General features: G+C 47.8%; 11 protein-coding genes. 4 read left to right on the top strand and 7 right to left on the bottom strand.

The annotated features are described in order from the left end of the window. Window positions 1-98 precede the first annotated feature (98 nt). The 4 genes from uvrA to AR337_RS11015 all read right to left on the bottom strand — a co-directional run bounded on the left by uvrA (window position 99) and on the right by AR337_RS11015 (window position 6,514). The gene (gene uvrA, locus AR337_RS11035; RefSeq protein ID WP_059172050.1) at window positions 99-2,975 is read right to left on the bottom strand and encodes an excinuclease ABC subunit UvrA; all 2,877 of its coding nucleotides are present in this window, start codon (window positions 2,973-2,975) and stop codon (window positions 99-101) included. A gap of 7 nt (window positions 2,976-2,982) precedes the next feature. Next, complete coding sequence (gene uvrB, locus AR337_RS11030) at window positions 2,983-4,962, bottom strand: excinuclease ABC subunit UvrB (RefSeq protein WP_059172049.1); 1,980 nt, start codon at window positions 4,960-4,962, stop codon at window positions 2,983-2,985. Between the two features lie 442 nt (window positions 4,963-5,404). Continuing rightward, a complete protein-coding gene (locus AR337_RS11020; protein ID WP_082686935.1) occupies window positions 5,405-5,638 on the bottom strand; it encodes a CsbA family protein in 234 nt (77 codons plus the stop codon). 30 nt (window positions 5,639-5,668) lie between these two features. Continuing rightward, window positions 5,669-6,514, bottom strand: coding sequence for an STAS domain-containing protein (locus tag AR337_RS11015; protein WP_059172047.1), 846 nt, complete (start codon window positions 6,512-6,514; stop codon window positions 5,669-5,671). Between the two features lie 143 nt (window positions 6,515-6,657). Between AR337_RS11015 and AR337_RS23160 the strand changes: the two genes are divergently transcribed. Next, window positions 6,658-6,825 (top strand): hypothetical protein, encoded by a 168-nt coding sequence (locus AR337_RS23160; protein WP_156424373.1) that lies wholly within the window; start codon window positions 6,658-6,660, stop codon window positions 6,823-6,825. Between the two features lie 100 nt (window positions 6,826-6,925). On the opposite strand, the gene AR337_RS11010 is transcribed toward AR337_RS23160, so the two are convergent. Both AR337_RS11010 and speD read right to left on the bottom strand, forming a co-directional pair. Beyond that, the gene (locus tag AR337_RS11010) at window positions 6,926-8,386 is read right to left on the bottom strand and encodes a spore germination protein (protein ID WP_059172046.1); all 1,461 of its coding nucleotides are present in this window, start codon (window positions 8,384-8,386) and stop codon (window positions 6,926-6,928) included. 124 nt (window positions 8,387-8,510) lie between these two features. After that, the gene (gene speD / locus AR337_RS11005; protein ID WP_082686934.1) at window positions 8,511-9,407 is read right to left on the bottom strand and encodes an adenosylmethionine decarboxylase; all 897 of its coding nucleotides are present in this window, start codon (window positions 9,405-9,407) and stop codon (window positions 8,511-8,513) included. A gap of 263 nt (window positions 9,408-9,670) precedes the next feature. On the opposite strand from speD, the gene AR337_RS11000 reads away from it, so the two are divergent. The 3 genes from AR337_RS11000 to AR337_RS10990 all read left to right on the top strand — a co-directional run bounded on the left by AR337_RS11000 (window position 9,671) and on the right by AR337_RS10990 (window position 11,681). After that, a complete protein-coding gene (locus AR337_RS11000; protein WP_367576255.1) occupies window positions 9,671-10,132 on the top strand; it encodes a PCYCGC motif-containing (lipo)protein in 462 nt (153 codons plus the stop codon). Between the two features lie 282 nt (window positions 10,133-10,414). Continuing rightward, window positions 10,415-10,870 (top strand): PCYCGC motif-containing (lipo)protein, encoded by a 456-nt coding sequence (locus tag AR337_RS10995; RefSeq protein WP_301335718.1) that lies wholly within the window; start codon window positions 10,415-10,417, stop codon window positions 10,868-10,870. 238 nt (window positions 10,871-11,108) lie between these two features. Next, window positions 11,109-11,681 (top strand): hypothetical protein, encoded by a 573-nt coding sequence (locus AR337_RS10990; RefSeq protein ID WP_059172043.1) that lies wholly within the window; start codon window positions 11,109-11,111, stop codon window positions 11,679-11,681. Window positions 11,682-11,925: 244 nt separating this feature from the next. Here AR337_RS10990 and AR337_RS10985 read toward each other — a convergent pair whose 3' ends face one another. After that, on the bottom strand, window positions 11,926-14,370 hold the full coding sequence (locus tag AR337_RS10985) for a heavy metal translocating P-type ATPase (RefSeq protein ID WP_059172042.1): 2,445 nt from the start codon (window positions 14,368-14,370) through the stop codon (window positions 11,926-11,928). Window positions 14,371-14,401: the final 31 nt, after the last annotated feature.

Here is a 14,401-nt window from a genome sequence, read left to right as displayed (position 1 = left end):
TTAGTCCAGTCGGGGTAGCTTCTTTGTAAGCTTTACTATGGCAGAAACAGAGAATTTAAAAAACGGGACCGCTCCATTTGGATGCGATCCCGTTTTCATTATTTCGCAGTTTGCTTTTCTTTTCCTTCGACTTGCTTGAGCATTCTGGCGCGGTCGCGTTCGAGAATTGGCTTCAGGTAGTAGCCTGTATGGGATTCCGGTACTTCAGCCACATGTTCCGGTGTTCCGGTTGCGACGATTGTACCTCCCTTGTCCCCGCCTTCGGGACCCAAGTCAACAATATAATCCGCTGCCTTGATGACATCAAGATTATGCTCGATGACCAGGACTGTATCCCCGTTATCGACCAGGCGCTGCAGAACGGCGAGCAGGCGCGATATATCATCTACATGGAGGCCGGTTGTCGGCTCATCCAAAATATACAATGAACGGCCATTCGAACGGCGGTGAAGCTCGGATGCGAGCTTCACGCGCTGCGCTTCCCCTCCGGACAGAGTCGTTGCCGGCTGGCCGAGTGTTATATAACCGAGACCGACATCGGTTATCGTCTGAAGCTTACGGCTAATCTTCGGTATATTGACGAAAAATTCAAGCGCATCGTCAACGGTCATCTCAAGGATATCCGATATATTCTTGCCTTTGTACTTTACCTCTAGCGTTTCGCGATTGTAGCGTTTGCCGTGGCATACCTCGCACGGGACATAGACGTCCGGCAGGAAGTGCATCTCGATCTTGATAATTCCATCCCCGCGGCAAGCCTCACAGCGTCCCCCTTTGATGTTGAAAGAGAACCGCCCCTTCTTGTATCCGCGGACCTTTGCCTCGTTCGTTGAGGCAAACACGTCACGGATATCATCGAATACACCGGTATACGTCGCAGGGTTGGAGCGAGGCGTCCGGCCGATTGGTGATTGGTCGATGTCAATGACTTTTTCCAATTGTTCAATGCCTTTGATGCTTTTATGCTCGCCTGGCTTGGCTTTTGCCCTATGAAGCTTTTGTGCGAGCGATTTATGGAGAATTTCATTGATTAATGTACTTTTTCCGGATCCGGAAACTCCGGTGACCGCCATGAACACGCCGAGCGGGAACTTAACGGAAACATTTTTCAAATTGTTTTCATTTGCTCCTTTGATCTCAAGGTAGCGACCATCCTGCTTCCGGCGCTCGAGCGGAAGCGGTATGAATTTCTTCCCGGAAAGATACTGGCCTGTCAGCGATGCTGGGTCGTTCATGACCTCTTCAGGTGTCCCGGCTGAAACGATTTCCCCGCCGTGGACCCCGGCACCAGGTCCGACATCAATCAAATAATCGGCGGCAAGCATTGTGTCTTCGTCATGTTCGACAACGATAAGCGTGTTGCCAATGTCCCGCATGTTTTTCAACGTGCCAATCAGCCGGTCGTTATCCCGCTGGTGAAGCCCGATTGACGGTTCATCCAGGATATAAAGGACGCCCGTTAACCGCGAACCAATCTGTGTCGCCAGCCTGATTCGCTGGGCCTCTCCTCCGGACAAAGTGCCAGCCGCACGGCTTAATGTAAGGTAATCAAGGCCGACGTTGACTAAAAAGCCAAGGCGTTCGCCGATTTCACGCAGGACAAGCCTTGCAATCTTCATTTCTTTTTCGTTCAAATCAAGTGAATCAAAGAAATTGTGCGCTTCCTGGACGGACAGGGAGGTCACTTCCCCAACATGCCTGCCGTTAATAAGGACGGACAGGCTTTCGCGCTTTAGCCTGTAGCCATTACATGTCGGGCAAGGATGCTGGGCCATGTATTTTTCCATTTGCTCCCGGATGTAGTCGGAGCTCGTTTCCTTGAACCGGCGCTCGATATTCCGCAGCACCCCCTCGAAAACGATATATCCTTCCTTTACCTGGCCGAAATCGTTCCTGTAGCGGAAGTAGATCTTTTTCCCTTCCGAACCATGCAGTATCCGATCCATCTGGCTTTTCGGCAAATCCTTTACAGGGACATCCATATCGATGCCGTAGTGATCGCAAACCGCTTTTAAAAGCTGTGGATAATATTGCGAAGACACCGATTCCCAGGCCGCAATTGCATTTTTATTCAGCGTCAGGTCCTTGTTCGGGATGACGAGGTCAGGGTCGACTTCAAGCTTGGAGCCGAGTCCGTCGCACTCCGGGCAGGCACCGAACGGGCTGTTAAAGGAAAACATCCGTGGTTCCAGCTCGCCGATTGAAAAGCCGCAGAGAGGACAGGCGTGGTGCTCGCTGAACAGCAGTTCCTCTTCGCCAATGACGTCAATGACAACCTTCCCATCACCGAGGCCAAGGGCAGTTTCAAGAGAATCCGCAAGCCTGGCCGCGACTCCTTCCTTTATAACGACACGGTCGATTACCACATCTATTGAATGTTTTTTATTTTTTTCCAAAGAAATTTCGTCACTCAGGTCGAGCATTTCCCCGTCAACGCGCACGCGGACAAAACCCTGCTTCTTGATGTCCTCCAATACTTGGACATGAGTCCCCTTCCGCCCTGATACAGCCGGCGCAAGAATCTGCAGCCTTGTCCGTTCAGGGTATTCGAGGATTCGGTCCACCATTTGCTCGATTGTCTGTGAGGATATTTCTATTCCGTGGTTCGGGCATACTGGGCGGCCAATCCTGGCAAAAAGAAGCCTTAGATAATCATAGATTTCAGTAACCGTTCCAACCGTTGAGCGTGGGTTGCGGCTCGTAGTTTTCTGGTCGATCGATATCGCCGGCGAAAGGCCCTCGATTGCGTCGACATCCGGCTTGTCCATTTGCCCAAGGAACTGGCGGGCATAGGCGGACAGCGACTCAACATAGCGCCGCTGCCCTTCAGCGTAAATGGTATCGAATGCAAGCGAGGACTTTCCGGATCCGGAAAGCCCTGTCAAAACGACGAGTTTGTCTCTCGGAATGGTGACATCGATATTTTTGAGATTGTGGGCTCTGGCGCCTTTTACGACAAGTTTATCCATAGCCATGAGGCAGTCATCCTTCCGCTTTCAACTCTAGTATTAGGTCACGAAGCTCGGCGGCGCGTTCAAAGTTAAGCGCTTTTGCGGCTTCCTTCATTTCTTTTTCCATTTCGGAAATTACGCGCTCACGGTCCTTCTTAGCCAGCTTGCCGAGAGATTTTTTCGGTGAATAATCTTCCCCTTCCTCGGCGGCCTGTGTGGCACGGATTGCAGCGCGAATGTCTTTTTGGATCGTCATCGGCGTAATTCCATGCTTTTTGTTGTATTCTTCCTGGATGGCGCGGCGGCGTTTTGTTTCTTCAATCGCCACGGTCATCGAGTTGGTCATCTTATCGGCATACATGATGACTTGTCCCCGCTCGTTCCGGGCGGCGCGGCCGATTGTCTGGATCAGCGAGCGCTCGGAACGGAGGAATCCTTCCTTATCGGCATCGAGGATGGCGACAAGCGAGACTTCCGGAATATCAAGGCCTTCCCGAAGAAGGTTGATTCCAATGAGAACATCATACTTGCCAAGACGCAACTCGCGGATAATTTCAATCCGTTCCAGTGTCTTGACCTCGGAGTGCAGATATTGCACCTTGATGCCAATTTCCTTCAGGTAGTCGGTCAGATCCTCGGACATTTTCTTTGTCAACGTTGTCACGAGGACACGTTCATTCCGCTTGGTCCGTTCATTTATTTCACCAATCAGGTCGTCAATTTGCCCTTCAATCGGCCGGACATCAATTGTTGGATCTAAAAGGCCGGTCGGACGGATGATTTGCTCGACCATTTCAGGTGTACGTTCAATCTCATAAGGTCCAGGTGTCGCCGAAACGGCAATCAGCTGGTTAATATGCTGTTCGAACTCCTCAAATCTCAGAGGGCGGTTATCCAGGGCGGACGGCAGGCGAAAACCGTGATCAACGAGCACCTGCTTTCGTGCCTTGTCTCCATTAAACATACCCCGGATTTGAGGCAGCGTAACATGCGACTCATCGGCGACAATCATAAAATCGTCCGGAAAATAATCCAGAAGCGTGTACGGCGTCGATCCTGGCGGCCTAAGTGTTAAATGCCGAGAATAGTTTTCGATCCCTGAGCAAAAGCCCATTTCCCGCATCATTTCAAGGTCATAGCGGGTCCGCTGCTCCAACCTCTGAGCTTCCAGCAATTTTTCATCGGCGCGGAGTTCCTCTAGGCGCTCCTCAAGTTCCTTTTCAATATTCTCTATCGCAACCCTGAGCTTCGCTTCCCTCGTTACGAAGTGGGAAGCCGGAAAAATCGCAACATGGCTTCGTTCACCAATAATCTCGCCTGTCAGGGCATCGACCTCGCGGATCCGTTCAATTTCATCGCCAAAAAATTCGACCCTGACGCAATGCTCATCCTTCGAAACCGGAAAAATCTCGACTACATCCCCGCGCACCCTGAAGGTCCCGCGCTTGAAGTCGATGTCATTCCGCGCATATTGGATGTCGACGAGCTTATGAAGGAGTTTGTTCCTCTCAATCTCCATGCCGGTCCTTAGGCTGAGCACCATTTCTTTATATTCCTCAGGAGAACCGAGGCCATATATACATGAGACAGAAGCAATGATAATGACATCACGGCGCTCAAATAAAGCGGAAGTCGCCGAGTGGCGAAGTTTGTCAATCTCATCGTTAATACTCGCGTCTTTTTCAATGAAGGTATCGGTATGTGGCACATAAGCTTCCGGCTGGTAATAATCGTAGTAGCTGACGAAGTATTCAACGGCGTTGTTCGGAAAAAATTCCTTGAACTCGCTGTACAGCTGGCCCGCCAGTGTCTTGTTGTGGGCAATGACGAGCGTAGGCTTATTTACTTCCTTGATCACATTGGAGACGGTAAACGTCTTTCCCGTACCTGTCGCGCCAAGAAGCGTTTGGATGCGCTTCTCCTTATATATGCCATCAACTAGCTTTTTAATGGCTTCCGGCTGGTCTCCCGCGGGCTTGTATTTAGATACTAATTCAAATTGGTTCTTCACAGTCCGAACCTCCAATACTAAAATAAAGCTTTTTATCGGCAATCAAGGATGTGTTTGTGATGTTTTTTAGGGTTGGGCAGCCGCATTCCCGCCGGCCAATCATATATTAATCAGTATGCCCGGCAACAGGCCGGGCTCAAACTTGCATTTGGGGCGGAAACGAGAATACGAGTGCTCGAAAAACTGAAAGGATGCCGAAATTCTCAATTCCGGCATTGCAAAAATCTTATAAAAACATTCTACCACAAAGGTGTATTGTCAAACCAACTTTATACGAACAAATATTCGATTTTTTTGTTGGTTTTTCCTCCTGTTTTTTCATCTTTCTTAATTGTAAAGCTGGTAAAAGGAGCTGAAATTGGAGATGGGTCCAGTTTTATATATAAAAAAAGAGGCCAGGATTGATTCGTAATGAAGAAAACCCGCCAAAATAGGCGGGTAATCAGGCGTTTTTTTCGGTTGGCTTTGGCTTGAGCAATGATGCGGCCCAGAAGCCTGCTGTGAGAGAGAAGGCATCGACGATGATGAGCCCCCAGCTATCGGTGTAGCCCTTGTAGACAGATGCGGCAATGAGGCCGACTGTCAGGGCAAGTCCAACGACACGGTTATAGGTGACCCTGGCAAACAGCATAACAGCCAGACCGGGCAGGAAGAATGCTGATAGATATTGAATCACCTTTTAACACCCCTTTTTCAATTTCGGCAATTAATTTTGCCAGTACAGTTTTGACAATGCTGCTGCAAGATCCAGTTCGAATTCCGTGTTATTGAAGTTGATGCCCTTTGCAACTGCGGCCTGGGCGACCTCTGGACGGATGCCCGAAAGGATTGCGCGGATGCCAATGAGGTTCAATCCCTTGATTAATTTTGACAGCTCACATGCGACGGCGGAGTCCATTTCAGGTACTCCCGACATATCAATAACTAGCCGATTGATGCGCATTGCGGCGCATTGATTCAGGACGGATTCCAATATGGCAGTTGCCCGGTCGATGTCGATAACGCCGATGAGCGGCAGGGCGCCTGTTCCTTTTGTAACCGGGATAACCGGTGAGCTTAGTTCGTTGATAATCTTTTCTTTTTCAGAAATCAGCTTATTGTAGATTTCGTAATAATGCTTTGAAAATAAATCAATGACCTTGTCAAATGCGAAATTTATTTGCCTCGTCCAGCGGAAAATGTCATCGAAACTCAGTTTTTCCTGGCGTTCTCTGGAAAAGTTTTCAACAAACAGGAGGATGACGCTCCTGAAAACTCCAAATTGTTCAAGAACGTAGTGAAGCGGAACACCGGCGTTCACCCTGTCTTCCGAAACGGTCTTCGTCCAGGGGGTGATTCCCTTTTTAAATTCTTCTTCTTCCTCTATGAGCACTTTTATTATCTGTTCGTTAAACATCCTATTTTGGCCACGGAGTTTCTGGACGAGCTCAGGGGATGCAACGCTAGAGTACAGCGAACCGGCTTGTTCATTCCTGCGGCTAAGCCATTCCTCCGTCATATTAGATGAATTGGAAAGTAAATATTGATATAAATCATAATCTAATTCTTTCATATTTCCCCCAGCCAGAATGTAATTTATTTATTCTATCATACCTGATTTTGCTTAAAATTGCATAAAAGCGGTTCTATTTCCCAATTTTTTGGCTGGACTGGCTGGTGGTGCAGGAATTTGGGCAAGGATAAAGGAGGTGCAGTTTGAAAGGTGGTTTTTTAAGTGGACGAGTTGCCCTGCCATGGGATGTATCGGTTGCCGAGGCAGCCGTTTTCGTCAATACGATGAGCCCGGTACCTTTAGCAGGTGAGCCTATGCTTCAGTACTGTGAATCGAAGAAGGTGCTCATGCTTCCATTTGTCGAGGACTAATCGCAATTTGTGAGGCAAGTTGCTTTTTAAAATAGATCAAAGTGGGGGTTTTCAGGACAAAAGAATTAGGGAACAGCCCCTAAATGCTGTTCCCTTTTCTTTACCTGTCGGGATCCTTTGGATCAAGAACTCTTGGGCGCTGATGTTTTAGCGGAATGGGCGACCTGAACAGCACGTCGCGCATTGCCCGGATATCAAAGGGGATAAACGGCCAAAGATAAGGAACGCCAAAGCTTTTCATCCGTGCCAAATAAATGATGACGAGTGTGGACCCGACGACGAGCCCAAATGTATGGAACAAGGCTGTTACAATCAGCAAAAACAGCCGGACAAGCCGGTTCGCAAGACTTAATTCATAGCTGGGCGTCGCGAATGTGCCAATCGCGGCAAGCGCCAAATACAGGATGACCTCATTCGTCAAAAGGCCGACTTCAACGGCGACCTGCCCGATCATCAATGCGGCGACAAGCCCAAGAGCCGTCGCAAGCGATGTCGGTGTATGGATTGCCGCCATACGCAGCATGTCGATCCCAAGTTCAATAATAAAAAATTGCAGGAACAAAGGTATTCTACCAGGGTCATTCGGGCCTATGAATTTCATACTTTTAGGCACCAGGCTCGGGTCGATCGTAAGCAAGTACCAGAGCGGAAGCAAAAATAGCGAAGCCCATACAGCTAAAAACCGAACAATTCGCAAATAAGCGCCGACAAGCGGCTTGTTCCGGTATTCCTCGGCGTGCTGAAGATGGTGCCAATACGTTGTCGGTGTAATCAATACACTTGGAGACCCATCGACCAGGACACATACATGCCCTTCAAACAGGTGAACCGCAGCCGTATCGGGCCTTTCTGTGTACCTGACCGCCGGGAATGGATTCAAATGGCTGCCGGTAATGAATTCCTCAATGGTTTTCTCGGCCATTGGCAGCCCGTCCGTGTCGATGTTGGAGAGCTTATCCTTAATCTTTTCGACCAGTTCCCCATCGGCAATGTCCTCGATATAGCAGACGATCATGTCAGTTTTCGAGCGACGCCCAGCCTGGATGTATTCCATCCTGAGCGTCCGGTCGCGCACCCTCCTTCTGATCAGCGCCGTATTGAATACAATCGTCTCAACAAAGCCATCGCGCGCGCCTCTTACGACACGTTCAGTATCCGGCTCCTCTGGCCCTCTTACAGGATAGGTTCTTGCATCAATCATGATGAGCTCGGATTCCCCGTCAACAACAAGCGCCGTCGGACCGGCAAGTACCGTGTCAGCAGCCTTATCCAGGTCATCGGTCGATTCAAGCTCAATATACGGGAGATACGACTTCATCAATTGCTTTATTGTTGCGCTTTGGAGCTGATCCTCCTTTAAATTCGCCATAAATTTGAGCAGGAGGTGAAGCATATCGTCTTTTACGAGCCCATCAACCATGAACAGGGCCATTTTCCGCCCTGCGTATTCCACTTCCAGGTGGATGACATCAAAATTTTTATCAACCCCGAGCTCTTTTTTAAAAAAATCCACATTCGCCTCAAGGCTTGTGCTAACTTTATTTTTCACGTCCGCTGTCATTTTTCACCTCGGCACTGCATGCCCACTCTTCCATACTTTACCTTCCATCTTAGCCATCGAACAGGGCGTTCATACTTAGGTGCAGCGAACGTTATTTTTTATAAAAAAAGACCGATCCGGCGCCTTATTCAGGCTCCGAATCGGTCTTTTTCTTTTGGACTTCAGACTCAAGATTATCACGGAAAGCTTTCTCGGCATTTTTGTCAAAACTGCCCAAGTAAATATTTTTCCCGTAAAAAATCTCATCCATTTCCCATTTAATGCTTTCCTCGATTTCCTGGCGCTGCTCCTCTGTGAGCTTGTCCTTTGTGTAACCGAACAAATAATTGTTCAAATCAAAATCGCTTAGTTTACATTTCGTATGGAAAATATGTTCCTGGTATACGTTCACGTCAATCATTTGGTAGCGGTCAATTATTTCGTCGGGGATGTAGTTCTGGATAGAAGAAATTTCATGATCGATGAACAGCTTGTATCCTTCCTTGTCGCGCGTGAATCCGCGAACTCGGTAATCCATCGTCATCACATCCGTCTCGAACGAATGAATCAAATAATTGAGCGCCTTCAGCGGCGAAATTTCCCCGCAAGTCGATACATCAATATCCGCTCGGAACGTGCTAATCCCCTCGTCCGGATGGTACTCGGGATACGTATGGACGGTGATATGGCTCTTGTCAAGCGCAATCGTAACGGTAGATGGCAGTGGCCCGGGCGATTCCTCAAAAACCTCGGTCGGCACCTCGACAACCGGCCCCTCGGAAACAAGCATTGTCACGCTCGCCCCCTGTGGCACGTAATCCTGCTTCGCCACATTCAACACATTGGCTCCAATAATGTCAGCAACATGCTTCAGAATTTTAGTCAGGCGATCAGCATTATATCTCTCATCAATATAATCAAGATATGCTTCCCGCTCCTCCTTCGTCTGGGTATAACAAATATCGTACATATTAAAACTCAAACTCTTCGTCAAATTATTAAAACCATGCAGCTCCACCCGCTGCTGCGGCGTCAAATCCATGATGAAATCCCCCTCCACAAACAGTAAATATTGTTATAATACCCAACCTCATGATCAAAAAAACAGAACCTGTCCCATTCCCTATGATGCGCTAGTATGAGGCATCCCATCTGGGGTATTTTTTATACAGCTGGTGCCAGGCACCAATAAGTGTTGCTCTCAAATAGCGGTGTCACAAAATGTTTGAAAAAGGTAAGGTTTCCAACGTGGATTCCTTGTTAAAATAGATTTATAAATGATATCGGGAGGGGAGGGAGAAGGCTATGAGGAATTTTAAATATTTGCTGTTGATGATTGCAATCCTCACAATTGGCATCATTTCAGCCTGCAGTTCGGACTCCGCAAAGAGTGATGAGCTAAAGCTGGATTCAAAGCATGCTGCGCTTCCTGACTTTGTCCTGGCAACCCCGGAGAAAGTCCAGGAAACCTATGTAATGGCCGGGGAATATCCAGAAGTACTTGCATCTGTACCTTGCTACTGCAGCTGCGGAGCCGGTTCTGGCCATAAGAGCAACCTTGACTGTTTTGTAAAAGGCATGGGTGACAAAAACGCTGTAACTGAATGGGATAACCACGGCACCGCTTGAGACATTTGTGTCAATATCGCCCGGGAGGCGGTACAAATGAAGCAAAACGGTAAAGGCATGAAGGAAATCCATGAAAAAATCGTTGATAAATACTCATCCTATGGGGAAGGAACACCAACCCCCATTCCATCTAATTAAATTCAAATGAAAGCCACTCCAACTGGGGTGGTTTTTGATTTGTCAAAAGTGCGGATGGAAAGCAACACCTTTTGGCTGTAACGAAAAAAGGTCCATTCCATGAATTCGGACACATTGTTCGAAATTACTTAACGGTTTCTCGATAATTTCTGCATACTTTTCCTTCATTCTATTAGTAAGACAAGTATTTCAAATGGGTTTCCGTGATGAAGCAAGCAGGAGAAGAGTCATCTCCGAAAATCCCTCTTTTGATCTACTTGCTAAATAAAAAAGGAGATGCGTATGAAACAATCAAGATTCTTGCTGCTCATAATCGCAATTCTTTCTATTGGCATCATTTCTGCCTGTACCTCTTTGGATACTTCAAATCTAGAGCTAGATGAGAAGCATTTAGCCCTTCCAGATTATGTAAAGAAATCCCCAAAGAAAGTTGAAGAGGTTTATCTTTTGGCGGCCAAATACCCTGAAGTACTTGAATCAGTTCCATGCTATTGCGGATGCGGCGCTGAATCCGGCCATGAAAACAACCTTGACTGCTTTGTTGTTAATATGGACGGAGATCAAGCTGTAACTGAATGGACACCACACGGGACTGCCTGAGACGTTTGTGTCAATATCGCCCGGGAGGCGGTAATGTTGAAACAAGACGGTAAGGACCTGAAGAAAATCCATGAAACCATTGTAGACCACTACAAACATTTTGGGGAAGGAACACCGACCCCTGTACCGGCAGATTAATTTTGCCAAAAAACCAAAAATCTAATTTGTTTTTTCACACAGGCCGCTCATTCATTGAGTGGCCTTTTCATTTTTGCCCACCTCTCTATTTGTCCGAAATCGTTAAATCTACGATTCTTAAAGCGCTGCCCTGATTATGTTCTGAAACCTTCGAAAAAGGTTCAGGAAACCTGCTTATAAAATGCGGAGGCATGTCTTGCCAGCTGGTTTCATATGTATAAACAAGGTGGTGAAAGACGTGTCCATATATCAATATTTCGCCTTGTTCTCCCTTGGTATTGCCGCAATCACAGCTGCAATCCTTTGCTGGAAGCTTAGGGCCCGGCTCGGGCATTCTGAGGGTATGGCCATTTCCATGCTGTTTGGAATGCTTACGGGGTTGGCTGGTGGGACAGCCTTAGGGACTTCATTCCACGGAAACCTTTATGCTTCCACATTATTTGCCATGTTTTTCGGAGCTTCGGTGGGTATGGCAAGCGTTTTGCCGTTAGGAATAATGGCTTCACTTGAAGGCTTTGCGGGTGGTCTGATGGGAGGAATGATGGGTGCGATGCTTGGGGAAATGGTGAGTACTTCCCAGTCGATGAAACTTGTTAACATTCTCATTATGCTCACCTTCAGTTCATTGCTTTTGTTTGGAGTCCTTTCTTCAAGGCCTGACAATGGAAATTTCCTTCCTTCAAAGAGATGGATTTTAAAGCCTATCAGCATATTTGTATTAATCTGCGGATTTTTGGTTGCTGGCAGTGAACTGGCCAAACAATTTGATCCAGAAACGAAAGGTAATTATCCGGAGGAGCATAACCATTAATTAAATGCTTGTCTATTAAAAATGGTTTTTTTGCAAGCGCAGTAATTGGAACAATTAGCGGGTAAAATAAAGAAACTAGCGGGAATTTAATTAAAATTAGCGGGTAAATGATGAAAACTTCCGGATAAATGATCAAAATTGACGGGGATCGCTAGCAATCTGCTAGCAACGACAACTCACATAACCACTATGCCTGACAAAATAAGCAGGTTCCCGGCGAGGAACCTGCTTTTTTGTTCACTTATTAATTCTTTAGCCTGACTCTCTGCAGCCTTAAAGCGTTCAGAACAACGGATACGGAACTGAATGCCATTGCCGCCCCGGCGAGCCATGGGGCAAGGAACCCTAGTGCCGCGACCGGAATGCCTAGCGTATTGTACCCAAACGCCCAGAATAGGTTCTGCCTAATGTTGCGGATCGTCAGCTTGCTCATGAAGATTGCATCGGCAATGCTGTTCAGGTCACCGCGAATCAGCGTGATGTCCGCCGCTTCCATCGCAACATCGGTTCCAGTACCAATCGCCATGCCGATATCCGCAACTGCTAAGGCAGGCGCATCATTGATTCCATCGCCGACCATAGCGACTTTTTTGCCGGCAGCCTGAAGCTTTTTCACTTCGTTGGCCTTGCCCTCAGGAAGGACCTCCGCGATAACAGTGTCGATGCCCGCTTCCGAAGCGATTGCCAGAGCGGTCTGCCTGTTGTCGCCAGTGATCATGATGACCTCCAGCCCCATGTCCTTCAGGCGCTTAACCGCCGCTTTCGATGTTTCCTTGATTGTATCGGCAACTGCCACAATGCCGGCATACTTTCCATCGACAGCAACCAGCATAGCTGTTTTTCCTTCCCGTTCAAGCTCCTCCATTTTTGAAAAAGCGGACAACGCGTCAACGTTGTATTTAGCCATCAGCTTCCGTGTGCCCGCCAGGATTTCGCGGCCATCTACATTGGCTTTGATTCCATAGCCAGGTACTGCCTCAAATAATTCCACAGGCTGCAACGCAATCCCTTTTTCCTGAATACCCTGGACAATCGCCTGGGCAAGCGGATGCTCGGACTGCTTTTCCGCTGAGCCAACAAGTGTAAGCAGATCCGCCTCTTCAATCCCTCCAGAAAGGATGACGTCCGTCAGAACCGGCTCACCGTTCGTAACTGTCCCTGTTTTATCCAGAATGACCGTGGAGATGCGGTGGGTCATTTCAAGATGCTCCCCGCCCTTAAAGAGGATGCCATTTTCCGCAGCCCGGCCCGAACCAGCCATAATCGACGTCGGAGTCGCCAGGCCAAGTGCACATGGGCAGGCAATGACTAGAACGGCAATCATTTTCTCAAGCGCTCCTGCAAAATCTCCAGGTGAGGCCCAGAAATACCAGATAAGGAAAGTAACTACCGCAATTCCGACGACGATCGGAACAAAAATGCCGGAAATTTGATCTGCAAGCCGCTGGATTGGCGCCTTTGAGCCCTGGGCTTCCTCGACTACTTTTATAATTTGCGCGAGAGCGGTATCCTTACCGACCTTAGTAGCCTCTATTTTTATAAAGCCGTTTTTGTTAATTGTCGCACCAATCACGCTGTCGCCTACCGCTTTATCAACCGGAATACTTTCTCCGGTCAGCATCGATTCATCAATTGCGGATTGGCCCTCGACAATTTTACCATCGACCGGAATTTTGTCGCCTGGTTTTACGTGAATGATGTCACCGACAAGCACATCCTCAAGTGCAACTTCCACTTCTGCCCCATTCCGCTCGACAATGGCCGTCTTCGCCTGAAGCCCCATCAATTTTTTTATTGCTTCTGAGGAGCGGCCCTTCGCCTTCGCTTCAAAGAGTTTGCCAAGGATAATCAGCGTAATTAGCACCGCGCTCGTTTCGAAATATAGTTCAATGGTATGTGCATTATTCCCAAGTGATATGAGGGAAAGATAAACGCTGTAAAAATATGCTGCCGATGTACCAAGCGCAACAAGCACATCCATGTTCGCACTTCCGTTTTTTAAAGCTTTGTAGGCTCCAATGTAAAATTGACCTCCGATGTAAAACTGAACCGGTGTTGCCAATGCCATTTGAACCCATGGATTCATAAAGATCTCAGGCACATAAATAAATGAGGTAAACGAAAAGTGTCCAACCATAGACCAAAGGAGTGGCAGAGAAAGAATCAATGAGAAGATAAACTTCTTCGTCTGCCTTTTGATTTCCTGCTGGCGGTGGTCAGCGGTTTCCCGATCGCTCTTTTCTTCTTTCAAAATTGCTCCATATCCGAGCGCTTCCACCTTTTTAATAATGTCTTGGTGTGTCACGACAGATGGATTGTATTCAACAGTAGCTTTTTCGAGCGCCAAGTTAACTGACGCTTTCGAAACGCCCGCAACTTTATTCAATCCCTTTTCAATCCGGGTGGAACAGGCCGCACATGTCATCCCGCTGATATTGAATTCTTTTTTCTCGGCGACAACATCATAACCGAGGTCACGGACCTTCTTTTCGATTGTTTCAACATTTGTGACAGAAGGATCGAATTTGATAGCCGCGCGTTCAAGGGCAAGATTGACGTTTGCCTCTCCGACTCCGTCCATTCGCTTCAGTCCTTTTTCAATCCGGACTGCACATGCGGCACACGTCATACCAGTTATTTGCATAGTAGTTTCTTTTTGAGCAGTTCCCACTGCTGATACTTGACCCATTTCAGTCAACTCCTTATACCTAATAGGGGTA

The organism is Bacillus sp. FJAT-27445 (genome assembly GCF_001510665.1).
In the GTDB taxonomy this organism is placed as follows: Bacteria; Bacillota; Bacilli; order Bacillales; family Cytobacillaceae; genus Bacillus_D.
This window is presented reverse-complemented; position numbering and strand designations above follow the sequence as displayed.

Excerpts from the sequence above, each read along its gene's own strand:
- uvrA (WP_059172050.1), bottom strand. The coding sequence starts at position 2,975 with ATGGCTATGGATAAACTTGTCGTAAAAGGCGCCAGAGCCCACAATCTC.
- AR337_RS11015 (WP_059172047.1), bottom strand. The coding sequence starts at position 6,514 with ATGAAAGAATTAGATTATGATTTATATCAATATTTACTTTCCAATTCA.
- AR337_RS11010 (WP_059172046.1), bottom strand. The coding sequence starts at position 8,386 with ATGACAGCGGACGTGAAAAATAAAGTTAGCACAAGCCTTGAGGCGAAT.
- speD (WP_082686934.1), bottom strand. The coding sequence starts at position 9,407 with ATGGATTTGACGCCGCAGCAGCGGGTGGAGCTGCATGGTTTTAATAAT.
- AR337_RS10985 (WP_059172042.1), bottom strand. The coding sequence starts at position 14,370 with ATGGGTCAAGTATCAGCAGTGGGAACTGCTCAAAAAGAAACTACTATG.